The following is a 25,706-nucleotide window of genomic DNA, read 5'->3' on the forward strand; positions in this document are numbered from 1 at the left end:
CCTAAGGAAATAATTGACAACACATAAAAAAATGAGTTGTACACATATGTTTCAGAACGTTGTGACTGTCAATTATACGAAGCTTAGTTGAAGAAATGTGGCCCAACAAATATTCTAAACTGGATACGATTGAGAAGCTGGCTAAATATCTCGGTTTTTTATGAAAGACTACCGGTAGAAAATTTACCAGCAGTCTGTTATCGTACTGTCAAACACCAATCGGAACTAAATCAAGTCAGAAATAATACCAATCGCTATAAACTAGTTATTTAGTGTATTTTTAATATACATCAACCTTTTGAACGACTGTGGGTAATTCAGCTTAGTATTGAAATAATTATATGATATTTCTAACCTGGAACTATATTTACTTTCGTAAGGATCGATATTTTTAAAAAGCTTCATTTTACTCGCATTTAGAGAGCTTGATTTTCTAAATTTTTGCAAATATGCCCTTAATTCTTCCAAAAGCATAAATGTTGACGTTAGCCGCGTCTCGATTGGTCCGCCATATAAATACCGAAGGGGAAACTCTGACTCTTCATCCGTCCACGCGTCCCTAAACGACAACATTAAAGAAGTATTTGTAATCGCTTTCCAAAGTTCTGCAACCAAATGTTCCACGGTGAACTCCATATTATATTTACCGGATATTCCATTAATTTTGCTTTCGAACAAATAAATATTTTCTCTTTGAATTTTAGAGTTATCAATTAGCCTACACAGATCTAATAAATATCTCAATTTCCTAGCTTTATCCTCAACAATACCAAATAATTTAAGCCTCCTCTCTAAGGCTATTTGACTTGGCCTTTTTCCTTCGACCTTGGCCTCTGCCAAAATTTCGTCTCTTACAGGCATTGGAAAAGTATTTAGTTGTACTCCGTCGCTCGTAACCATCGACGCCAAGGTTTCGTCCAATCCAGGCCATGGGATAGAATTAAATTTTTCCACATCTTCTATGAAATCCTTCCCTGCTGAAGAAAAAATAGAATTAAAGGCGTCTTCATAGTGTTGCCAAAAATGAATAAATCTCTGTTCGATAGATTCCAGGTCTTGACTTATGTATAGATTATTAATCTCTTTCTTGTGTAACTTACATTTTTTTTGGAAAACCTTCAGCAAGAAATAGACTTGGAAGACAATTGAAATTGACACAATCACAAAAAATAAGGATTCATTTGATTTGCGAGGCATAGTGCTTGCATGAGCAATTAGGTTTTCACCAAATCCTATCATAGCAGCAAAAAGATTCGGTTTAAGCAAAAAAATGATTGTAAAAAATATAATAATAAAACTAAACAGATAATACTTCTTTTCTTTCATATTGAATTTTTTAACTCAGTTAAATCGCAAAGAATCAACCTGTCTCTTATATCCTTTAGCATAAAGGGGGGTAGATTCCTCAGTTAAAATCAGCGCCGCACATTAACGTTGATTTCGAGAATGTTATCAAAGATTCTTTCTGTCTTGGGAATTATGCTTTCTAATATTCTTTGGTAGGTATCAGACATATCGAATCCCTCTTCTAACTGAAAAATTGCATTTCTATTTTCTGCCAGCCATGATTTACGAAGCCTTTGAAGTAAGTCAGAATTCTCATAATGACTAGATAAAAAAACTAATGTTTCTTTTACATTCCTTAGCACCTGAATAAATCTATACTCTTCCTCCCAATAAAAAATCTGTTCAAAGATGGCAGAGCGAACAAAATAACTTGCATTTCCGCGATCAAGTAGTTCAATTATTGTGAAAAAAGGTGAAAGGCTTGAAAGTGAGCGATAAAATGCTCGGTAACTATTAAAAAAATCCTCTTCCTCAATACTATTGAAAGTGATAACCCCATACTTCTTAGGTGCAATATGATATTCGTACCCCTCCCTTATTTGAATCAAGTCCCTAAGTTTAGTAGATAAAACATCAAGGCCCTCGGTTTCTGACATAAACAACTTTCTAAAATCGATTTGATAACTTTCCTGTAATTCTCTAAACAAATCGAGTAATCTTTTATCGTCATTATATTGTTCTCGCTCGGCGAACCATCGTTTTTCATTCATAAAGTCTCGATATGACTTATATGTAAGTAACAGTAGCAAAAAACTCACAGACAAACCGACAATTATTAGCCAATATCCACCTGCAAAAATTTTTTCGGTGGAAACTCCCAAAAATGTTGTTGAAAAGTTTCTTGCCGCACTCTTTAATAGGAGGTAAAGCACAACCAGGTTAATAATTGAAAATACAAGATATTTGTATGTTGATGAAGTGAAATGAGTAAAATAACGTTTCATAAAAATTAATTGCATAGTACTTTGTATAAAAAAGCGATTAATACTTATACCACTCTAATTAACGTAACAATTATTGACTTCTTATATTTGAGACCAAAATTTTTCAATGGATATCAAATTGGTCGAGCGACCCGAGGATGCAATAACATAAATAGAAACATCTCAATTCCAGCCCCTTCTATTCCTTTGTTTTAAGCAAGAATTCCATCCAGCTTTCCATTTTCCTAAAATGAATAGTTGGGAGTGGTCAATCACATCTCAGGAAGGCTTTCAGATGGGATTTGCGTCCTCTCCTGTCGAAATCTGCCCCCAATTCGTGTAATCCTTTTAAAATCTGCGTAATCCGTATTTCCTTAATTCGTGCAATTCTGACAAAATTCTCATAGCCCCTCACTCACCCCTTCACCTTTTCTCAATTTCTCCCATTCTCATCCAAACCTCATCCTTATTCCGCTTATTCCTCCCCATCCCTTTGATGAAGTACAGCTCCCATTGTCCCCAAAGTTGATTTTCAGGGAACTGATTTTAGTGTAGGTACTTCTGAGCAGTTTTTCTCAATCCTTAAAGCAAGTAGAACATTTACGGGTGAAACAGTGTTTTTACTTTGTCAAACAATGAAATATTCTGGTCATTTGCTGAGCAGCATCATATTGCTCACGATGTTAATCGGTGAACAATTGCGGAAGCAGTTTTAAGTATTATAACTACCATTCCTAAACAGACCCAACACCTAACGTAGTAAGAACTATATAATACTTATACGATGAAAAAGCAACTATTAGATGACTTACACAACCTGGCTCCAGACATGAAGTCGTGGATGAGTCAGATGCACGAAAATCCGGAAGTTTCGATGCATGAGGAAAACACTTCACAATTTATAGCAGGTCTGTTAAAAACATTTGGCGGATACGAAATAGTTGAAGGCGTTGGTAAATACGGTATGGTAGCTACGCTAAAAGTAGGCGAAGGCAACAAAACCGTAGGCATTCGTGCTGATTTTGATGCCTTACCCATTCAGGAAGAAAACGATCTGCCCTACAAAAGTAAAATCGTTGGAACGTCGCATCTGTGCGGACACGATGGACATTCAACAATGTTATTGGGTGCGGCAAAATATCTTGCACAAACCAAAAACTTTAACGGTACCGTACGGCTTTTTTTCCAACCGGGCGAAGAAACTATGCAAGGTGGCCCTGCCATGATTAACGATGGTTTATTTCAACGTTTTCCTGTAGATGCAGTTTATGCCATGCATAACATACCCGGATTGGAATTTGGGAAGTTTTACTACCGTGAAGGGGCCACCATGTCGGCAGTAGACAATTGGGAAATTGAATTGAGGGGAAAAGGCAGCCACGGGTCGATGCCCGAGTTAGGAATAGACCCGATTGTGTGTGGTTCTTCATTGGTCATGGCGTTGCAAACCATCACCAGCCGCAATGTATCCCCCTGGAAAAATACGGTTGTCAACATAGGTTCGTTCCAGTCGGGCAATGCCGGAAATGTGGTTCCGCAAACGGCACTGCTTAAACTCAGTGTCCGCAATATGGACAACAAGGTGCGTAAAATGGTACTTGACAAAATAAGAATAATAACCAAAGCACAGGCAGAAGCGTTTAACTGTAAATATGAAATTCGTGAAGGAATTCCGGGAACGGTGTTAATGAATACACCTGAGAACACAAAATGGGCTTCTGAAGTTGCCCGGAAAACGTTTGGTGATGACCAGGTGATAACCAATGCCAATCCCCTGATGAGTAGCGAGGATTTTGCTTTTATGCTTGAAGAATGTCCGGGTAACTACGTGATGTTGGGAGGCGGAGAAGGCTTTATGGTACACCATCCTAATTATGTATTCAATCAAGACCTTTTACCTATCGGAGCAGCTTATTGGGTGAGTCTGGTTGAAGAGTATTTGAAATAGCTGTTTTAAGCTCGTCATTAAGTTTTGTTTATTAAATTGATAATCAAAAATTCGAACAATGAATTCAGGTTTACACTTTTATAAGCATTAAGTTGTTGACATTTTCCACGTTTTCCGGAAACAAAAACGAAATTTTCAACAAACGGGATAATTGAAAATGATGAATATCGGAGAAAGATAGTAGCGAGGTAAAAGCAGACTTATGATTTGAAGATTGTTTTCTAAAAGAGATTAATATGATTCACATATGTTTTAATAACTTATTCGTAGAGCATCTTCAAAATAATTTGCCGGTTATTTTAGACCACTTGGGTACTTTTGCTTTTGCAATCAGTGGAATTCGTCTTGCATCTGAAAAAAACTTCGACTGGTTTGGAGCTTATATTGTAGGGCTTGTCACTGCTATCGGAGGTGGAACAACCAGGGATATTCTGCTGAATGTAACCCCTTTTTGGATGCAAAACAGTTCATATCTTATTGTTACAGGGATTGCACTTATCGCTTTTCTTTTGTTCAGGAAACTTATTTTCAAACTAGAAACAACGCTATTTCTGTTTGATGCTATCGGGCTGGGACTTTTTACCGTTGTCGGAATCGACAAAAGTTTAGACGCTCATTTTCCGTTTTGGGTAGCCATTTTTATGGGAATGATAAGTGGGGCTGTTGGCGGTGTTATACGTGATGTAATGATAAATGAGGTGCCATTAATTCTCAGAAGAGATATTTATGCTTTAGCTTGTATTCTGGGTGGAATCGTTTTCGGAATTTGTATGTATTTTTCAATTTCACCATACTTAACCAATATCATATCGGTATTAACTGTGATAATAACTCGACTTTTAGCCGCTCATTTTCATATTCAGTTGCCTACAGTTAAGTGACGATTCCAAGCACATAAAGTAATTACTTTGGGGTAGACAGTCATATATTGCAATTAGCTTCCAGTACTTATACAACCGGTGGTGTTTGGGTCACACTTTTTGTGGGTCACTGCCCTCGCATTACAGCACTTTGCCTTTCGATAATTGGAGGTTTCAGTGCGTTTTACCGAGTGCCAGTCCATCCTTCTAATAAGCAGTCTTAGGAGCGCTGTCAAAAAGCTGTATCCTTCATAGATATCCCACAAAAATACTGTTACCCTAATAACAAATCCCCAAAAGCAATGAGAACAGAGGTATTAAAAACTTTCTTTTTATGGGTTCAATTTTTATTTCTCGACTTACCAAACACGTCTGGCCACCTTCATCCGATTCTTTTCAACACAACATGGCAACTCTGTGTATCCGCTTGTTAGTTCCTAGGTTTTACTCGATTTTATTTAAATAGATAGTTCTACCAAGCATGTGCCGATAGAACTATCCATATGCTTCGGCAGACATCAACTATTTAGTCTTATACTGATGAAACAGAACCTCTGTTTAACGGAATACACTACTTTGCTATTTCCTGTAATATACATTGACAGGGCTAAGCTTTGCTGAATTTTTATCGCCTTTCCACTCCCTAAGCTGAATACGGAAATCGGCCCAGGAAGACGGGAATCCGCCCCACACATTGTTCAGTATAGTCATCTGAATCGGATAATAACCAGCCTCCAAAGGAACAGTAATATCTGTAGGTACCGATTTCTTTATTTTACCATCGTTGTCGATCAATAATTGATTTCCAATCCGCAATTCATCCGCATTGCAATGCACCTGATATAAACCTGCCTTGTCAACTTGCAAATAACCCGATATAATTCCAGCTCCCTGAGGTTCTCCTGCAATACTCTTTCCATCGTTGTAAACAGGAATTAGTTTGAATAGCTGATTAGGCAGAGAAATAACGGTATCCTGCCAATTTTTAACACTTTCGAGCTGGCTTACGTATTTATAGTATCCTTCACCTGTATACTTCAAACGAAGCCCTTGTTGCAGATGAACAGCATGTATGGAAGGTATCGGCTCGGTTTTTATCAGGTGAATCGTCCGTACAGGACTCATTTTCCCTTGGGGCAGAACGGAACACAATTTCAACGTCGTAGTTTTTGTAACAACAATCGGCCTTGTATACGTTTTTGAATTTTGAGTCGGCGTGCTGCCATCTTCAGTATAAACAACCTGTACCGGCCGATTTGTAGTGAAGCCTAAACGCAGTGAATCGGCAAATTCCATGTGATTCAGATTCCCTTCCGGCATAGGAATGTAATACTTAATTTGATGCTCATCCAGGCGTATCTGCTGATCATCGATTCTTCGGATAAAATCCTTTACATTCTTTAAGTCAGGATGGGTCCATCCAGTTTCAGCCACAGCCAAAGCTCGGGGGAATAACTGATAGTCAAACTGGTTTGGCTGATAAAGGTATTCTGACCAAAGATTGCCTTGCAGTCCCAAAACGTGATGGCCCATTTGGGGATTAATTTCCTTTGGAATCGGATGGTAGGCATAGATCTGCTGCAACGTGGTCAGTCCTCCAATCTTTACAGGCTCGCATAGCGGGCTACCCTGATAGTGATCCAAATAGAGTGCCGATCCAGGCGTCATGATTACATCGTGTCCGGCATTGGCCGCTTCAATACCTCCCTTTTCTCCCCGCCAGGACATAATCGTGGCCGATGGAGCGATCCCTCCTTCCAGAATTTCATCCCAGCCAATTATTTTCCTACCCTTTTGTTCCAGAATCTTCTCCATCCGCTTGATGAAATAGCTTTGGAGCTCGTTCACATTTTTCAGCCCTTCCTCTTTCATTCGGGCCTGACCTTTGGGACAAGATTCCCACCGGACTTTAGGACACTCATCTCCCCCTATATGAATATATTTCGATGGAAAAAGGGCACATACTTCATCCAACACATTGGATAAAAAGGCAAATGTTGAATCGTTCCCGGCACAATAAACATTATTTTCCACGCCCCATACAGTCCGTGGCTTAAACGGACCACCAGTACAGGAATACTGAGGATATGCCGATAGTGCTGCTAATGCATGACCAGGCATTTCTATTTCAGGAATGACCACAATATGCCGGGCCGCAGCATATTTTACAATATCTTTTATCTGGTCCTGGGTATAGTATCCTTTGTATGTGTCACCGTTTGCATTCGTCCTAGAGGACCCAATTTTTGTCAATTCCGGATACCGTTTGATTTCAATACGCCATCCCTGATCATCAGTAAGGTGCCAGTGAAAACGGTTGATTTTGTACATGGCTAACACATCCAGCAACTTCTTAATGTGATCGGCTGGTAAAAAGTGCCGGCAAACATCCAGCATGATTCCCCGATAAGCGAATTGGGGACTATCATCTATACTTACACAGGGTAATACCCAGCTTGCCTTCACCAGCCTGGTGCTTTCAATTTGAGGAGGCAGTAATTGCAGCAAGGTTTGCACACCATAATACAAACCGGTCTCTGTCGCCGCCTTGATGCTAACCTGACTGGTGGTTACAGACAAACGGTAACTTTCCGAACCATGAACTGCCGTAGTATCGATTGACAGTAAGAAATCCGCACCTCTTATTGAAGTTGCTGATTTCAAATGAATTCCGGCAGCAGTTTCCAGTTTTGAAGTCAAAAGTGAAGCAGCTCCGCTCTTAGAAGGAGCCAATAGAGACATGTCGTTTTTGACAACGAAGTGCCCTTTCCGTTCTACTAAGTGATTGGGTTTTGGCACAACATTAATCGTTGAGTTGACAGCCGAATAGACCGACTGTGGGAAAATCAGACTAAAAATCCAGGTAGGAAACAGTAAAACAAGAAAAAGCTTCTTCATATCTTTTAAATTATCTTTTTACCAGAGAACATCATCTCCATTTTCTGACCTCTTGTCGGAAAGCAAGATTAGGGTGACCGCTCACTTACGCTCCGGCTATTTCAAATTAAATGAATGACTAAATTTAATGAACAAAATTCAATGTATTGTTTCATGATTAGAGGTATCTATATCTTTGCCGTGATGGTGGATTCCATCATGGCACTATTCATCTCCAGCACCTCCAGATACCGTAACTGATTTTTCGCCCGAACCATGTTATGTTCCGGATAACTAATTTTGTAATAAACATCTCCGTTTAGGTAATCGGTCAAAAAACGAACAGCCTGCTCCCAAGCCATATACCGGCAGGCAAACGCCAGGTTTTCCTTCTCTTTTTTGGTTATGAACTTGTCGGCTTCCGACAGATATCCCCGGGCAAACGCGTTATAGATATCGGCAGCAAAGTCGACCTTCGACAGGTCCGGCTCATCTTCAGCCGCCGTATTGCCAATGGTGCGGATGGCATCGCCAAAGTCATACAGGGCACTGCCCGGCATCACGGTGTCGAGATCGATGATGCAGAGCGGCCGATCCGCCTCGTCGAAAAGGATATTGTTGATCTTGGTATCGTTGTGGGTGATCCGAAGCGGCAGCTCACCGTTGTCCAGCCACACCTGCAGGCGAGTCATTCCGGCACTTCGCTCAAGTAACTGTTCGATGATTTTCGGGATCCCTCTTGCCCGGTTTTGACAGTCCGATTCGATAGCTTTTTCAAAAGCATCCAAACGACTTAGTCCATTGTGAAAATCCGGTATCGTTTCGATTAACTGTTCACCGGAAAGATCTGACAGTTGGTACTGAAAATGCCCAAATGCCTGTGCTGCCAAAAACGCCTGGTCCGGATTCTTAATGTTTTCTACACTGTGGCTCCCCGGAATATACAAAAACAACGTCCAGTAATTCCCCTGGTTGTCTTGGGCAAACAATTCGCCCTTAAGGGTACGAAGATACGTCATCACCCTGCGGTCGACATCGCTTATACCTTGTTCCTGCGTTACATTACGGATATGACCAGTGACTATCGATATGTTTTTCATCATTCCGGGAATATTTTTGAATATTCCGTGATTCTTCCGTTGCAGGATGTAGTCGGGCCGATTTGAAACGGCTGTCTTGCCCAAAAAAGTATCATTGATATGACCGTTTCCAAATGCCGTCCAATGCTCGATACGAACGTCCTTGAGAAATTTATCAACGACCTGATTTAATTGTTCATTCTTCATGACAAAATGTTTTTTCAACTAATTCCTGATGATCTCCAGCCTGGAAGTATGATCAGTAGATAAAACCGGCGTGCAGATGTGAATCAGTCCTTTCATTTGGTTTTCATCAAAATACCAGCCAGTCTTCTCCGTTCCCCCGTCGCTTCGCGTCCGTCTCTTTTTTAATTTCTTTCCGTTCAAAACCACTTTTTTAGGAACCGTGCGACTAACAATATCAAGCAAGTACGTGCGTTTTTTCTCCCTTCCATGGAAATCCCCCTTCGCAGCATTAAGCGTCACCCGGATGGAGCCGTTTCCAGTTGTTGGAGAGGAAACTTCAAATCGGGTAGTAGCATAAATTCCTTTGCGGTAGTCCCGGGTCAACCCGTCGTCTTCGTACATGGAAAAAGAACTTGTCCCATATGGGAAGATTCTCAAGGTCAATGTATCTTTCAGATGTTGCCAGTCATACATCATCGGCTGGTACATAGGAATAATAGCTCCTCCTTTGACAAACAATGGCAACTTATCCAAGGGAGCCGGATAATCCATCAGCGTTTGTTTTCCCTGGTATTTCGTTCCCTCCCAGTAGTCAAACCATTCCCCGGCAGGCAGATAAATACTGTCACGTTTTGCCTCCGATTTGAATACCGGTGCCACAAGTAAATCCTTTCCCAGTAAAAACTCATATTTGGCCCGGTTGCCCCAGGTAACTGAATCGTTAGGATATTCCAGAACAAGGCCCCGAACAGCCGGAACACCGGTTTGATGGGCAACCGCACATAAAGTATACATATACGGAGTCATCCGTTGCTTTAGTTGCAGATATTTCCGGTTAATTCTGGTAAAGGGTTCCCCGAATAACCAGGGCTGCTTATCTTTAATACCGTTTTTATTGTTGGTGGCCCAGCCGGACATGGACATAAACGCCGGGATAAAACATTTCCACTGTAAATCCCTTACATACGTTGAATCACTTCCGCCAAAGATTCCATCAACATCGCTTGTTGCACAATTCTGGGCCGACAAGCCTGAGCCAATTACAGTTGGGATATGCCAGCGAATATAATCCCAACTCCCGTTTTGATCACCCGACCACAACACGGCGTTACGCTGGCAACCAGTCCATCCGCAAACCATCCATACAAATCCCCGTGCATTGCTGTTCTGCTCGATTCCTTGATAGGCAGTTCGTGCTGCATCCATTGCAAACTTATATCCAGGTCCTACCCAGGCAACATCCAATTTACAAAGACGAGACCCGTACTGTCCTACCTCTTTGGCAATTTTACTCACCCCATTTTCTGTCCAAAGTCCCGTATAAAAACCTCTTTTATGTAATTCCTTGATAACCATCTCCAAATCGGTATATCCACAACCATAACCATCGTTGGGAATAATCCAGCCACGCGGCATATCATGTTTGATGTACTGATCTGCAATCAATGGAATAACGCTGGGGGTCAAACCATCAAATCCTGTCGTTGTCGAACCGTTCGTCGGTCCTGATTTTGCTCCCCGGTTATAGCAATTGGAGTCTCCCATGCCGAGTCCCCAACGCGGCATCAAAAAAGGTTTTCCGGTGATATCGGTGTAATCACCAAGAATATCCTTCAGGGATTTTCCAACAAAATAATAGCAGTCGAAACGACTTTCATCCTGAGATAATTTCAAGGTGTCTTTGAACGAATAAGAACCCGGGGCAAATGTGTTTCGCATAGCACCGTACCCCTTAGTACTCATATAAAAAGTAGCAGGATTGGGATTCCCTCCGTCCTTCCAATTGTAATCGATATCCAGCTTAATGGTCTTTCCACGGTGCGAAAAGCGTCCATTTTGCATTCCGCCTCCAAAGAACTGCTCTCGTGCACCTCTCTTCAAATATTGTATGGTCTCCTTACCGTAAGTGATTCCGCGGGTTTCTTCCCATACCAACGTTTTATTATCACCACGGTACAAGGAAAAATGCAGTGGTTGTTTATAGGCCCTAAGAGCAAAAAGAGGCGTTTTTATCAGGTAATAACTTTCCTGATCGCTCCAATCGGCATTTACTGTATCTGTAGGAGTATGGATAACAATCTCGTCACCGGCCGGATTGGTAAAGTCGCCATCGTAAGCCATCCAAATCCGAAATATATCGTCACGAAGAATCTGCACCCGAAAATGCGCATGGTCACAATTTATGCTGAAATGGTTACCTGACGCTTTAAATCCGGTAATATTTCCAACGCTGCAGGCTTTGGAGTAAAGCTCTCTGCGGATGGTATCATTCGATTGGCGTGCATCATCTGCCATCGCCGTATAAAAAACAACCTTGTGTAGTCCTATATTGGCCAGATCAAGACCGGGAAAAACCACCCGGACTGTATCAATAATTCCTATAGGATGTCGTCGGGATGCAGTGATGGTAGTTTCTTTTAATGGACGGTTATCAATCTTCAGAAAACATCGCACCGGTTGTGTAACGGGTTTCGCTCCCAGGTTGACCACCCGGAATACCAATGAATCGTTGGTTTGGAAAACATTACCCGTACTTTTCCTCCCTCCCATGGCCAGTGATTGTAGATCCTTTTCCGGCCCTTCAGAAAGAGCAATATCGTCAATCATCCAATACCACTGGTACATATTCCGCCACCAAAATCTCAGGTAAACTGTCTTTTCTCCGGCAGCGGCACGTGTTATATTCAGTTCCACGTTCATTGGATTCGGACAATCAGTCGCCGAACCAATGCCGTTGTGCACGTCATAGAACATCCAATTCTTTTTGTCATGACTCACACCCACCATCAAACCAGCCTTGAGCCCTCTCTTCTCCCACTCACCCCAAAAGAAATTCTGCTGAAAAGTCAGTATCACTGATGATTTATGGGAGCAATCAATAGCAGGAGTTTGAATATATGCATTCGGAACAATTCCAGCTTTTTTCCATTTCCGGATATTTTTGTCGACCCGAACTCCTGGCGCAATCTGTAAGAAATATCCACCGCTCTCGGAAGAGATAGGTGGCGCCTGATAATTTCGTCCGTATGATCCCGGATAGGGCTGGTCAGTAACAAACCAGGTCGAACTACTGTCATTCAATGCGACATTTTCCCAACCGGCAGGAAGTTTTCCGGTACTGAAATCCTCTTTCCAAAAGACATTATGTGTGCTATCCTGGCCATAAGCTATGGACAAGCAGTTAAATATAATATATATAAATACAATCGTTAGTTTTTTCATTCCTATCCCCTCGATTAGATTGATTGAAATGTGATTAGCTCGCTTATCTCACAGTTCATTAAAAAGTTACTGAAGCTTCCCCACCCCATTTATTGTTTCAGGTTTCAATGCATGCATATCGAAAAGAATAATACTATTTTCTCCTTTCTTCAGCCATGCACCAGGACAGAAGAGCCGTGTCTGAGGTCCCCGGTTCCAATACCGCCCCAGGTTATGGCCGTTTACCCATACCACACCTTTTTTCCATTTGCTCATATCCAGGTATGTATCCCCAATTTTCTTCAGAGTGAATGTGTCACGAAAAAAGATGCCCGGTCGCTTTTGACTATTATCTGAAAAATGAAGATGACGAATGTAGGTAGTATCCATCGGAAGATTATACACGTCCCAATTCATCAGCGTCATTCCATTCAACGTAACCCGGTCGGTTATCCCTTTCCTGTCGATTAGATATTGTCCGTAATTAATGCGTCCCATTCCCTCAACCAAAATATCGAGTTGTGGAAAGCGACTATCAGTTTCAGGTAGTTTTATACTGTTTTCTCCTTTGCTTCGGTCAAGCGTACCCACATAATGTCCATCGATGAACACTGTCGCATAGTCATGCAGGGATGTTATATGCAAAGTGCCGCTTTTGTGTCCGACCAGTTTGGTGCGATACAAGATATAGCCATGACTCTGACCATACATTTCCATGGGGCGTGGCTGAGCAGATTTTTTCGGTTCCGGCAGATTATCCCACAGAGAAGCCATATGACCGGGTTGTAGATTACTTATCTCAATTACAGGCGGAGTTTTGGGCACCGGCGGAAGTTTCTTTCCATTCGGCAAATAACCTGCAATCAAGCGACGAAGGGCAAAATATTTATCGGTGGGATGCCCCATTTCATTAATGGGGGCATCATAGTCATAACTCGTTATATCCGGTTGGTATTCTCCTGAACCGGTAGCATTCGCACCGGCATAAAATCCAAAATTCGTTCCACCATTAATCACATAAAAGTTAAACGACTTTTGATGGTCCATGAGCCATCGAACGTTTTTTAAGAGTTGAGTAGTATCAGTTCGTGCCCATTTTTCACCCCAGTGGGTCAACCAACCGGGATACAATTCACTGCAGAAAGAGGGCACATCCGGATTCATTTTCGTGGCCTCAGCAAATGCAGCTTCACCAGCTGCCGGATCTAATCCAATAGCTGCTCCTTCCAATGAACCGGCCTCGAGCATATAAGGAGCGGCACCGTCAGCCGTATAAAACGGCACATCAATTCCGTTTTGACGCCAAAGATCGGCAAGCCAATGAATATAGTTTTGGTCATTTCCATAACTTCCATACTCATTTTCAATCTGAACCATGAGGATAGGCCCACCGTGACTCGCCTGCAAATCTTTCACCTGTAGTGCCAGGTTCGCGATGTATCGCTTCACTGCCCGGGTATAGCGTGGGTCCATGCAGCGCACTTTAATATCAGGTATTTTAAGCAAATAGGGGGGCAAGCCGCCAAAATCCCATTCTGCACAAACATACGGCCCTGGTCGCAAGAGCACCCACATCCCCTCTTCCTGTGCTATGCGAATAAATCGGGCAATATTGTGGTTCCCTTCTGTAAAGTCGAAAACTCCTTTTTTCGGTTCCTGGTAATTCCAAAAAATATAGGCTGCGATCGTATTACATCCCATTGCTTTGGCCATCCTGATACGGTTACGCCAGTAAGCCTCAGGAATGCGGGCCGGATGCATTTCACCGGAAATGATTTGAAAGGGCTTACCGTCCAGTAGGAAGTTGTGTTTTGAAAAGGCAAATGAATGTGAAACGGACTGTCCCCGTAACGATATAAAAAGAGTTAGAATTAAACCAGTAAGTATCAATTTTCTATTCATAGGTATCGTACAAGTTTAGCTTTGAATTATTGTGCATCGACATAAGGTCGGATTAACCGGGTCCATTCCATATAACCTGCCCCGGTTAGGTGAAGACCGTCATTGGTATAGGATGGATTTAACCTGTTTTCATTTGCAAGGGCAAAATGTGAGAACAAATCGATGTAATTAAAACCGTTGTCATGGCACCAATCTTTCAATTGATGGTCGATCCATTCCACATCTTTTTCTTTGTCCACATGATTAGGAAATTTATGAAAATGGTCGTTAACCGGAAGAAGACTTTCTATATAGACGGTCGTTTTAGATGAAGCATCCCGAATCTTTTTGGCAATCATACAAATGTTGTCAAATACCTGTTCTTTTTTTACTCCTGCAGCCAGATCATTGATTCCAATCATCAAAAATACTTTGGCAGGTTTCCCTTTTGTTATATTGTCCAGCCGATATAAGACACCTTCGGTTGTATCACCGCTGATACCCCGGTTTTTCGCGTGGGAATTCCCCAACAATTCGGCCCACTCTCCACCATTCGTGATACTGTTACCCACGAAAATGATCGCGTTTGGTGTAACCGGAAGGTGTTCAAACAATGTTCGCCTCTGGTTATAATACGTTGAAAAATTGTTGCTTTGCGCAAAAGTTGTTGCGGAGAGCAGGGCAAATACCATTAATGTCAGTAGTCGTGTCATTTTTCTCAAGTTAGTACCTTAATCATCCATCTTATTGGCCACAGTAGGCCTCAACACAATCAGTTGCAGTAAAACAGCTGCTGCAACCGGGAGAGACAACAGAGCCATATCCCGTCCAAGATTTCCTGAGTCAGTCGCTTTACCCAGAAGATCAGTAATAAACGCACCGGCAAACACCCCGGTCATATTCATCAGGCCATAACCAGCAGCCCGGTGACGTGGCGAGACAAACTGGCACAAAATCGGCATGTTGTTGGTATCAAACATTCCATAGCCCACGCCAAAAAGAACAGCTCCGCCCAGAATGCTGATAAAACCAGTTCCAAATCCCAATGAAACAAGGGCCGGAATCGTCAGGCTTAAGCCAATGGCTCCGGTATAAATTCTGCCTCGCAGATTTACCTGAATCCATCTGTCTGCCAGGATTCCGCCAACCAACACACCAACAAAAGAAGATGCTGCTATGGTGATAGTAGCCAGTGGACCCGCTTTTGCCATTTCAATACCAAGGCTTTGTGAAAAAAGTGTAGGCAACCAGTTCTTCGTTGCCCAGCCAGGGAAACTAGGAGCCGCAAAGTAGAACAGAATCACCCAGAAACTGATCGTTCCTAACAGTAGACTTAGACTTTTATAGACCGACTTTAAGCCTTCATTGGTTTTATGCTTCTTCTTTGTCCCGGTTTTAAAACTTGCACTTGTTACTTTCTTATCCCGAAGGAAGAGAATCAGAATAACACTATAGGCTACACCAACAATCCCGAATGAATGAAAAGCAGTTTGCCACGAAAACAGGCTGGCTACGGTGGCACCAAATCCCCCCAAAGCTTGTCCCAGGTACAGGCCGGTCATATGAATACCGATGGCCAGTGAGCGGGTATTCCCCTGATGGTAATCGGCAATTAATGCCAAACCCGCAGGAATATACAGAGCTTCGCTAATTCCCATAATGGCCCGCAACACATACAATACCTGAAAACTGTGAGCGTAACCCATTGAAAGTGTCACGCTTGACCAGACGCCCAAACTTCCTACGATAAGCCACTTTCGGTTCACCCGGTCAGCTATCAATCCGGCTACCGGACTCATAAATCCATAGATCCAAAGAAAGACAGCCATTAATCGCCCGAAATTCTCTGCTGTTTGGAGTTCTTTTATGTCCCCCATCATCGAATCTTTCATTGTAGCCAGCATCTGTCGATCCAGGTAATTCAGCAAAGCCACCATCCATAAAAGTCCGACGACAACCCAGGGATATATTTTATTCCAGTTTATTTTTGTCATTCGAAAAGAGTTTACCAGTTCAAGAAAAACGCTTCAGTCTTATTGATACAAAGAATTATTGTCTGTCTGACGGTATTTGTTCCAGTGTTTTCCACACTTGAAACAACCCCCGAGGGACATGAAAGCATCCTTTCCATTTGCCACCTTTCAACGGCAACAGGACCTCACCTCTGCGATTAAGGTAGCCATACCATTCACCATATTCGCTGTCGGTGAAATTCGACCAGGTATAGTCATGGACCTTTTCAAACCATTGCAGACAACTTTGGTTACCTGTCAATTGGTAGCCTTTTATCAGACTGATAAGCGTCTCGAGATGTACCCACCAAAGCTTCTGGTCCCATTCAAGTTGTTGAGGAGGATAACCTTTTACGTCCAAAAAATAGAGGATACCCCCATACTGGTTATCCCACCCTTTTTCCAGAGTCCTGAGAACAATGCTGACAGCTTTATCCGCTAATTCTTTCTTTTTAAGGCGCACAGATAAATCCATAATAAACCACATGGCTTCAATGGCATGTCCGGGATTGAGCAGCCGTCCATCAAATGAATCGGAGAAACTTCCATCTGAATTGACATTTTCCAAAATCAATCCGGTATTCTGGTCATAAAAAATTACCATCACTTCGTGAACACACCGTTCAATCGTTTCCTCAACAATATCCCGCGGAAGCAACTCCTCCAGTTCAAGTGACAGGTTGCACAGTATCATGGGTAATGCAAATCCTTTCAATGGACGGGTTCCCGGAACACTCTTATTGTATTTTCCTTTCGGATTATCAATTCGTTCCAGAATCTGATAGAAAGTTTTACGGGCGATTTCCGCATACCTTTCATTTCCGGTAGCCTGAAACAACTGTCCAAACCCCATGGCTGCGAAACAATCGGAAAAGATATTGTACGGTTGAATCAACGGTTTCCCTTCCCGGGTAAGAGAAAAATACCAATTAAGTTTCCCGTCGTGACCGTTCTTTTCCATAAAACTTGCCCCCAGAAGTGCCATATTCAACCACTCCTGTTTCCGCTCCACTTTGTTATATAGCTTGGAAAACATCCATATTTGGCGGCCCTGAAGCCATACAAATTTGTCGGTGTCATACACTTTTCCTTCCCTGTCGAGACAAGTATAGTATCCGCCAAAGTTTTCGTCGGGTGAATTTGAGAGCCAAAAAGGAATTACCCTTTCCAACAACTCATCCTTATATTGACTTGCTAATGCTTCGAAATTCATCATCCTATTCTAATTTAGAGGCACTAATTCAATTTGAAGTAATCGTTCCCCGGCTGATGACTGCCGTTCGGATTCCCGGTCGCACCTCACCTCCGGGAATGATAATCTGATGATTCCACCAGAATGCGGTGGTTGTCACCTGGGTTTTTCCCGGGATCTCACCAATTTTTCTGAAACTTCCTGTCAGGGCATCATATAAATATATGTCCTTACTAAAACCAGGATGATGAGATAGGGAATTAATCTTTTGATCAATCAGTTCTTGCCTTTTTTGTGCATTTGTTTCATGGACAATTTCATCGTTGTAACGTTCCGTCTGGTTATAAATCTTCCCCTTATCACCTCCAAAAAGCAGGGCATACCTGTTGTTATAGGCCAGCCCCGTACCGGCAGACAATCCAAAAGCACTGCCTCCGGGCAATTTCAGCTCACCAACTAACATCCAAACCTTTCCCGAAGGAGAATATTTCCAGATGTGCTGAATAAATTGGGAAGTAATGCCAGATTTCCGCCTTCCGCCAAAAAGATAAATGCATTCCTCATGGCCATCAAAGAGACTCGCTGCGACCATATGTGACATGGCTTCAGGCAAATTTGGCAATTTGCCCCAACCCTGCTCCGGTTCATTTATTTTGAATGCTAAGAAGTGCTCTGTCGCACTACCGGTATCGTCGTCTCCTCCTGCCACGTAGATGGTAGAGTCAATTAATGTAGCGCCGGGGCTGGTCAGGTGATAAGGTAGCGTTGGCAAATCTTCCGTAACAACAGAATCACCTTCCACCTGAATCCGGAAAAACCGGTTGGAAAGTCCATTTTCGTCTTCACCACCAATAGCATATACAGAGTTATTTGCAGAGATGGAAGCGCTATATGCCAGTGAAAAAGGCATTTTAGTTATCAAACTCCAGTTGGCCCCATGATGTCCCATCTTCAATACATACAAATCGTTGTAATAGGTTTTTACTCCTCCTTCCCAGGGGACTTTATTCTTAAAGTTACTACCACCTGCAACAACGATGCAGTTATCGGTAACTCCCGCGATTAAACCTGACAAACCATACTGAACCTGCCCCTCAACAGGAGAAGGGATGACCGCCAGTGTATCCCATTTTATTTTTATGGGATGCTGATTGATGGTTTTATTTTCTTTACACGATTGAAAAAATAAAGCCATGATCACAATCAAATTCAAAAATCTCATTATAAACCATTTAATACACTTTTCCTACTCGGCCAATACCGAGAATAAATCGTCCATATTTAAACGCTGAACATCTCCGCGAAACCGCTCGAAATCCGATGCGCTCATATTTTTTACAGGTAACCGGAATTCTCCGCAATCAAAGTTAACATACTTCATATATGCTTTCCCTGTAGCAATGCCTCCATATTTTCCCAGTAGCCGGATCATATCGATAGATTTTTGCTGGAGTCTGCGCGCCAATTCAACATCTCCGTCGTCATATGCTTTTATTAACTTATAATAAAGTGGCGCTGCATAATTAAAGGTACTACCAACGCCTCCACGCGCTCCCAATACCAGAGCCGAGAGTAGATTTTCGTCCCTTCCCCATAGCATATCATATTTCCCATCATCAAAATTTAAACAACTAAGAAAATCCATGAAATCTTCATGGGTATACTTTATCCCGGCCAGATTAGGAATCAGAGGAGAAGCTACTTTGAGAAAGTCATACATGGAAACATTGCATCCCGTAAGCACTGGAATATGATAGAAATAAACAGGCATATCAGGCACTGACTCGGCCACTCTGGCACAAAAACCGGCTAACTGTTCAGCGCTCTCTGGTTTAAAATAAAACGGTGCCAGTAAAGCGATGGCATCAATCCCATTTTCAGATGAATGCAATGCATTATCGATACATTCCTGATAAGAAGTTCCCCCTACCAGATTGATGATTTTTACACTACCTCCTTTTTCTTTTTGCCGGGTAGCCCATCCCTCAGTTACTTTCATTCGTTCCTTCTGAGAAAGCGAAACACCTTCACCAGTCGATCCATTAATAAAAGCACCGGTAATTTGGTTAGCTTCCAGGAAATCGTAGTAGGCACTAATGCGTTCATAAACCACGTCCCCTTTCCTGTCCATAGGTACAAATGGAGCAGCAATTAAACCGTTAAGCTTTTGCATATCCTTGATATAAATTATTTTTTAATATTTATTTGAAAAGTAGGAGCTGGCAGTCTGCCTTCATTTACCAGATTCCCGTGGGAAAAAGGGTTCCAGCCATACCTGACTCCAACCAGATTATTCAATGTATCAGTAATGATAATTTGTCTGTGGCGCAACACTGCATGCATCGGATGGTATATACTGTCTACTCCTGCCACTTCAAGTCCTCTCAAGTCTTTTCCGTCGGAAGTCATCAAATCATTGCAATGCTTTAACGTCAATATCAGCTTATTTTGATAAAACCGATGTCTAAATGGAACGGGACCATCTGAACTAATCTTTCTTCCGTAAACATGGTGAAGAGCCTGTAAGTAAAACCGATGTGCAACAGGTTGTTTTCGGATATAATGAACATTGGTTGAATCTCCTACATCCATTGTCACAACCATATGAACATTAGCCATGGAATCAGCCAACTCCCTCTGCATATTCCGAAATGCGGGCCAGTCAGGTCTGTTCAGACTGGAAAGCTGTGCAAAAACAAAAGGTAAACGCTGATCATTCCAACCGTTTCGCCAGGAAGCTACCATAGCCCGGAATGCCGTGGGATAATACCAGCAATTACGCGCATTCGACTCTCCCTGATACCACAGAACACCTTTAACAGGGAAACCTATGACATGGGAAATGCCCGCTTCGTAAATATACGCAGGTTGATACGGATGTCTTTGCAACGGATTCTTGCTCAGGCTGATATTCTTTTCAGCCCGTTGTCTCACCCACTTCATTACCATGTCATTATTCTTCCAGGTATCGAGGTTGAGCACATCAACTAGAACGGGGTTAAATTCCAGTGTTTTCCGGTCGATAAATGATTCGATAGGAGCTCCACCAACTGTTATTTGGATCAATCCAACGGGGACATGAAGTTTATTTTCTAAGTCTTTTCCGAAATAATACCCAATAGCAGAAAAACCCGATGCCGACTCAGGAGTCGATGGTTGCCAATGACCATTAAAGTATTTCAGTTGGTCCATCCTCTGAAGCGAAAGTGAATCGAATTGCACGGCACGGGTTTGTAGAAAACCATGATAATTAAAAAGCCTTAGATTCGAATTTCTCGCATGCAGAACTGCTGCACTACCGTGTTGTGACTGACGAAGCATAAACTGCATATTCGATTGGCCACTTATCAACCAAACTTCACCTACCAGAATATCCGTCCAATGTACCTTCAGGGTATCATTTACCCAGATTCTCAGTGAATACGGTCCACCTGCAGGAACTTCAGGTAAAGCAATCTTCCATTTTCCTTCGGTTCCTACAGACACCTTCTGAAAATTATTGTGAAATTCAGCTTTAATCACGTCATGACAATTAGCCTTTCCAAAGAGTACGATAGGTTTTTTCTGCTGAAAAACCATGTGTTCACCAAAGACAGGAGCGAGTTGGAAACCACCAAAATTCCCATTCAGCGCCGAATAAACCGTATGAGCCATGATTAGGGCTCCTTCTGCGTTAGGATGCAATGCATCAGCAAATAAATCGGGGCGGTCGTAAAGAGGCGAATGCAAATCGATGAGTGAAACATGGCAATTGGACGCAACTTTTTTTATGCATTGTTGTACTTGCCAAAACCAATCTCTTGTGCCCGACTTAAAGCGCGGGTGACGCGAAAATATAGGCGTCATCAAACATATATACACTTTCGAAGGCCTGCCACTTCTTGTTTTAAAAGAATAAATCAAATTCTGGTAGTTGCTAATAAAATCATCCCGATAGTTTGGCCAATCACGCGGGTCAGTATCATTCAGTCCCAGATGTATCACCACAATATCAGGTTGGAATGCCAGTGCCTCCTGATATTCGGTAGTTTTTATATATGGATTATGCCCCTTACTCAAAAGTGTAGCACCACTATGCCCGAAATTTCGAACATCATAGCGGGGTCCAAGCAACAGTTGAAGTTGATGGGGGTAGTTATCCCGTTCACGATTCACAAGCTTATAGCCATAGGTTACAGAATTTCCTACACAGGCAACCCGAGTGGTCTGCGCACTGACTGGAAAACTAAGTGCAAACAACACAACCAGCCATCCAATATATTTTGCTACTTTAGGATAATACATTTTCTTTATTACTACCAGAAATTAGTTATTCATTAACTTAGCACAGAATTTCAAACCCGTTACCTCCCTTACTCCCTCTTTTGCTACTTTAACCGGAATGAACGTAAACATCCACTTCCATGAGCTTCCGTCTTCGGGTACTTTGAGTAAAACATGATTCCATCCCTTCTTAAGCATGATAAAAGTCGGAGAACGGTAATAATAATTCTCATCAGTAAAGGGTATTTCAGCTGATTTCGCCCGAAGGCCAGGATTGTTCCATTTGGGTGCAGGAATAACTCTTTTATTCACCCAAGCTATTGGATGAGTTTTTAGCCACAAGCCTTGATTGGGTAAAGGCCCTCCTCTTCTACCTCCTGAGCGTGACCAATCAAAAAATCCAATCCAGAATCCTACCGACTGCCTTTTGGGTGACCATATATTTGTTTCGGCATATACCGTTCCCTTATTTGCCTGAAAATAGGAAGGATAACCAAAAAAGTGTCGAATAAAAATGGTACCACCATAAACTGAATCAGACCAGCAGAAGTCTTTTCCCTTATAATGGTAACTCGCTTTCAAGCTGTCCTCAACCGGGAACCTTTTTGTTAGGTCGCCGCCATTGTCAAACGGTCCAATCATCCGCCAGTCAACATCCGTTTGTTTCACATAGGGAAATGGTTTCCCCTTGAAATACCGGTCACGGTGTTGAATCAATCGCTCCTCAAATTTTTGAAATAACAAAAATGCGTTACTATCATGTGGCAGTAACTTGGCGAGGTAACGAGTCCCGAAGTCAAGCGATTGTCCCTTCCAGCTAGTTTCACTATAGGTCAGCATTCCCGGATAAACCGGATTCTGACTTAAGATATCAGAAGGCTTTTGAACATTATTATCATTCCAACAGCAAAGTATTCCCCCCATTCGAAGAGAATCACCATGTGCCGATTGACAAATCCGGTCAAAATAGAGCTGACTGATACCGCCCAGAGCATCCAGATGATTGAGGTAGTTTAATCTCGAATCAATATAACGATGTCCTTTCCTAGGTTTTCCGGTACTTGACCATAATTGAGTAATAGACGTGCTATCGCCCGGTATGCCAATACCCGGTCGCCAAACAATTACCTGTCGCCCCAGTTGATGTAATCGGTAGATTAAAGCTGCGAGTAAACCGGGAGCTGGCTTTTCAAAATTATGCCAAACCTCATCGGTTCCCAGGTGGATATAAGGCATTTTGTCCAACGAGATAAGACCACATAATTCGTTCAGCAAGTCCGTCATAATAGGTTTAACACGGAGGTCACTCATTGAATCAATGGCAAATGCTTTACGAAATGCTTCACAATGTCCCGGGACATCAAACTCCGGAATGAGTGTAATATATCTCCGGTTACAGTAATCAACCAAATCGATAAATTCTTTTTGCGTATAATACTTCCCCTTCCAACGGCTCATGGAGGAGGGTGAATTGAGCTGTGGAAACTTTTTGCTCTCAAGTCTCCACCCCTCATTGTCGGTTAAGTGCAAATGAAATACATTCAACTTGTATGCAGACATCACGTCGATCTGTTCTTTCAGCAACGAAACCGGCATAAAATTTCGCCCAACATCTTGCATAAAACCGCGAATTCTGAAAGCTGGCCAATCAACTATTTGACAACCGGCAATAAACGACTTTCCATTTTCTGAAACGACTAATTGTCTTAAGGTTTGAACTCCTCTAAATAAACCTTCGCTGGTTGCAGCTCGCAGCGAAACCGAGTCTTTGGAGACATTTAAAAGATATCCTTCCTCTGAGTGGTTTTTAAGGCCAGGTATCTCTTTCGAAAGAGAAACCTGGATAAACCTTCTGTTATGTCTACCGACAGCAACACTTTCTTCTTCTCGATTTCCGTTGTTTCTTAGAATATCCATTATTTCACGGTAGGCCAGGTCTTTTTTATCCCCGTCGTATTGCAGCACATATGGTATGTTGAGTGAAAAATCACCATCATTCCAAACGAGCTTCTGCGGCAATGGAAGCAAAGCTGGTTGTTCACTACCCCCTGTACTATTTGCCCAGGCCTGCGATAATGCCAAGAATACTAATAGCAGACCAAGACCTACAGAAATACCGATATGTTGAAACCTCCTCACCGTGATTTATTTTAATTTTCGAACAATGCTTTCACTGGAATTTTCTGAAAGATCAAATCACCAGTGCCTTCATACAAAATTCCGATCGTTCTGTTATCCACCATTGTCATACAGGAATATCCGTAACCGGAATTTGCGTTTAGTTCCAACTGATATTTCAATGGCCAAGTCATTCCCTCATCAACACTCGATTTTATAGTCATATGAGCTCTTTGCGTTTTGCTGTTAGGATTACTGAAAAACAGCACTTGTTGTTTTTTCCCCTGAAACGGGACAGTAGAAGAGATCAGACTGGCCTGGCAGTTTGGTTCTGGTAAAGCAGAATTGGAGGACGGGTATCGGGTCCAGGTTTTCCCAAAATCCTTGGTGATATAAATTGCTCTTCCGTTGGTTGCGCCTTTGTTTTTTCGATTTCGGTCGTCACGCATATTCAGCATTAAACTTCCGTCCCTCAACTCAGTAACCTGCGATTCAGTCGTATTCGACTTAGCGCCGGTACCAATATGCCAGGTTTTGCCGTGGTCCCTACTGAAGATGATGGTAGAAAAACACGTATATTCCCCACCGTCAATGGCTTTTTCTCCAGTATTAACCTTGAATTGAGCCGGGAAAACCAGAACTCCGTTTCTTGTCATGATTCCCCTACCCGGCCCCTGTAGGAGCAATTGCCATTCCGGATTCTTTACCTGTTTCGTAATATTGATTGGCTTGGACCAGGTCAAGCCATCATCCGTACTTTTTACGAGTAAAAGTTGTCCTGTTTTATCGGGAGACATACCAGGCTGGGACCCTCTCCAGGCAGTCATACCACCGTGTCCGTGTAACCATAAAGCCGCGACCCAAACAGTATGCGTTGTTTGGTCGTAAAAAATACAAGGGTCTCCGGTTCCGTTCAGTTTCCTTGGTAGTCCTCCCCATCCGGCTCTGTCCATAATCACCTTCATCGGTTCCCAATGTTGACCACCATTGGTACTCCGGCTCATACCAATAGCAATATCCCCTTGCAAATCTCCGCTGGATTCATACCGGTTATCATATACAGCGATCAATGTTCCATTTGCTGTTGTAATTAAACCTGGAATGCGGTATGTGTGAACGCTATCCTCTCCGGCAGCCCGAACAATCCGAGCCAATCGAAATGCGTTATGGCTTTTAATTGCTATACTTCTCCTTAAACCCGTACCGAAAATGACCTCAATACTCTGTATTTGAAATGTTGATGTCAAGTCAGCATCTGGAGTGGCTTCAAAGTTTAGATAAAATACCTTTTTGTCCAGTGCTACCCGGTGATGAAGAGTGAGATTTACCGCTCTGTCTATAGCGCTACTACTCGCTAATTCAATTGTATCCTTATGAGCAATATATTGAAGCGATATTCTGGAAATACTGTTAATATCACTCTTCTCCGCAAAATGAATAATTACCTGCTTTATCGTGGTGGTATCAAGATCGCCGTCAGCAGAACTCCTCAACTCAACCAAATAATTATTCCTTTGATTGACAAATAAGGGGATCTGTTCTGTTGCAACCGCTATATTTTCTCCATACGAAACATCATTTTTCGTTTTCGCCGTATTCTTGCATTGAGAGAAAATTACCAATATGCTCAGGACAAGAAAGTATCGTATCATAACAATCAGTTTAATTGGTTAGGACCTATTGATCTTACTGCAACTTAACCCTTTAATTTTAATAAGGGTAACACTCAATCAAGATTTATTTGGGTGAATAGGAAGGGAACGATTAGCCGTTCCCTTCCTAAAAAGAGTCACCCAAACTCTAAATCAACTATCTAAAC

16 protein-coding genes are annotated in these 25,706 nt (G+C 42.3%); 2 read left to right on the forward strand and 14 right to left on the reverse strand.

The features are described from left to right. Positions 1 to 261 precede the first annotated feature (261 nt). Positions 262 to 1,326, reverse strand: a complete 1,065-nt coding sequence (locus AC060N_RS12335; protein WP_479524058.1) for a hypothetical protein — start codon at positions 1,324 to 1,326, stop codon at positions 262 to 264. An 89-nt stretch (positions 1,327 to 1,415) separates the two neighbouring features. Beyond that, on the reverse strand, positions 1,416 to 2,291 hold the full coding sequence (locus tag AC060N_RS12340; RefSeq protein WP_479524059.1) for a hypothetical protein: 876 nt from the start codon (positions 2,289 to 2,291) through the stop codon (positions 1,416 to 1,418). Between the two features lie 763 nt (positions 2,292 to 3,054). Between AC060N_RS12340 and AC060N_RS12345 the strand changes: the two genes are divergently transcribed. Both AC060N_RS12345 and AC060N_RS12350 read left to right on the forward strand, forming a co-directional pair. Beyond that, entirely contained in the window at positions 3,055 to 4,218 is a 1,164-nt protein-coding gene (locus AC060N_RS12345; RefSeq protein WP_479524060.1) for a M20 aminoacylase family protein, read from the forward strand. 236 nt (positions 4,219 to 4,454) lie between these two features. Beyond that, positions 4,455 to 5,099, forward strand: coding sequence for a trimeric intracellular cation channel family protein (locus AC060N_RS12350; RefSeq protein ID WP_479524061.1), 645 nt, complete (start codon positions 4,455 to 4,457; stop codon positions 5,097 to 5,099). Between the two features lie 558 nt (positions 5,100 to 5,657). Here AC060N_RS12350 and AC060N_RS12355 read toward each other — a convergent pair. The 12 genes from AC060N_RS12355 to AC060N_RS12410 form a co-directional block, all read right to left on the reverse strand. Then, positions 5,658 to 7,976 carry a family 20 glycosylhydrolase gene (locus AC060N_RS12355; RefSeq protein WP_479524062.1) on the reverse strand — a complete coding sequence of 773 codons (2,319 nt, stop codon included), beginning with the start codon at positions 7,974 to 7,976 and terminating at the stop codon, positions 5,658 to 5,660. A gap of 167 nt (positions 7,977 to 8,143) precedes the next feature. Continuing rightward, on the reverse strand, positions 8,144 to 9,241 hold the full coding sequence (locus tag AC060N_RS12360) for a phosphotransferase enzyme family protein (RefSeq protein ID WP_479524063.1): 1,098 nt from the start codon (positions 9,239 to 9,241) through the stop codon (positions 8,144 to 8,146). 18 nt (positions 9,242 to 9,259) lie between these two features. Then, positions 9,260 to 12,442, reverse strand: a complete 3,183-nt coding sequence (locus tag AC060N_RS12365; protein ID WP_479524064.1) for a glycoside hydrolase family 31 protein — start codon at positions 12,440 to 12,442, stop codon at positions 9,260 to 9,262. Positions 12,443 to 12,508: 66 nt separating this feature from the next. Further along, positions 12,509 to 14,323, reverse strand: a complete 1,815-nt coding sequence (locus tag AC060N_RS12370) for a glycoside hydrolase family 35 protein (RefSeq protein WP_479524065.1) — start codon at positions 14,321 to 14,323, stop codon at positions 12,509 to 12,511. Positions 14,324 to 14,349: 26 nt separating this feature from the next. Beyond that, on the reverse strand, positions 14,350 to 15,015 hold the full coding sequence (locus AC060N_RS12375) for a GDSL-type esterase/lipase family protein (protein WP_479524066.1): 666 nt from the start codon (positions 15,013 to 15,015) through the stop codon (positions 14,350 to 14,352). Between the two features lie 18 nt (positions 15,016 to 15,033). Beyond that, on the reverse strand, positions 15,034 to 16,296 hold the full coding sequence (locus AC060N_RS12380) for an MFS transporter (RefSeq protein ID WP_479524067.1): 1,263 nt from the start codon (positions 16,294 to 16,296) through the stop codon (positions 15,034 to 15,036). Positions 16,297 to 16,351: 55 nt separating this feature from the next. Then, positions 16,352 to 17,530: a n-acyl-d-glucosamine 2-epimerase gene (locus AC060N_RS12385; RefSeq protein ID WP_479524068.1), complete on the reverse strand. Its 1,179-nt coding sequence runs from the start codon at positions 17,528 to 17,530 to the stop codon at positions 16,352 to 16,354. A gap of 25 nt (positions 17,531 to 17,555) precedes the next feature. Next, entirely contained in the window at positions 17,556 to 18,728 is a 1,173-nt protein-coding gene (locus tag AC060N_RS12390) for a hypothetical protein (RefSeq protein ID WP_479524069.1), read from the reverse strand. Positions 18,729 to 18,752: 24 nt separating this feature from the next. Continuing rightward, positions 18,753 to 19,679 carry a dihydrodipicolinate synthase family protein gene (locus AC060N_RS12395; RefSeq protein ID WP_479524070.1) on the reverse strand — a complete coding sequence of 309 codons (927 nt, stop codon included), beginning with the start codon at positions 19,677 to 19,679 and terminating at the stop codon, positions 18,753 to 18,755. A gap of 14 nt (positions 19,680 to 19,693) precedes the next feature. Further along, on the reverse strand, positions 19,694 to 21,790 hold the full coding sequence (locus AC060N_RS12400) for a GDSL-type esterase/lipase family protein (RefSeq protein WP_479524071.1): 2,097 nt from the start codon (positions 21,788 to 21,790) through the stop codon (positions 19,694 to 19,696). Between the two features lie 21 nt (positions 21,791 to 21,811). Further along, on the reverse strand, positions 21,812 to 23,908 hold the full coding sequence (locus AC060N_RS12405) for a family 20 glycosylhydrolase (protein WP_479524072.1): 2,097 nt from the start codon (positions 23,906 to 23,908) through the stop codon (positions 21,812 to 21,814). Between the two features lie 11 nt (positions 23,909 to 23,919). Next, positions 23,920 to 25,539: a sialidase family protein gene (locus tag AC060N_RS12410; RefSeq protein ID WP_479524073.1), complete on the reverse strand. Its 1,620-nt coding sequence runs from the start codon at positions 25,537 to 25,539 to the stop codon at positions 23,920 to 23,922. Between the last annotated feature and the right edge of the window lie 167 nt (positions 25,540 to 25,706).

This window comes from Prolixibacter sp. DSM 2831 (genome assembly GCF_056493735.1).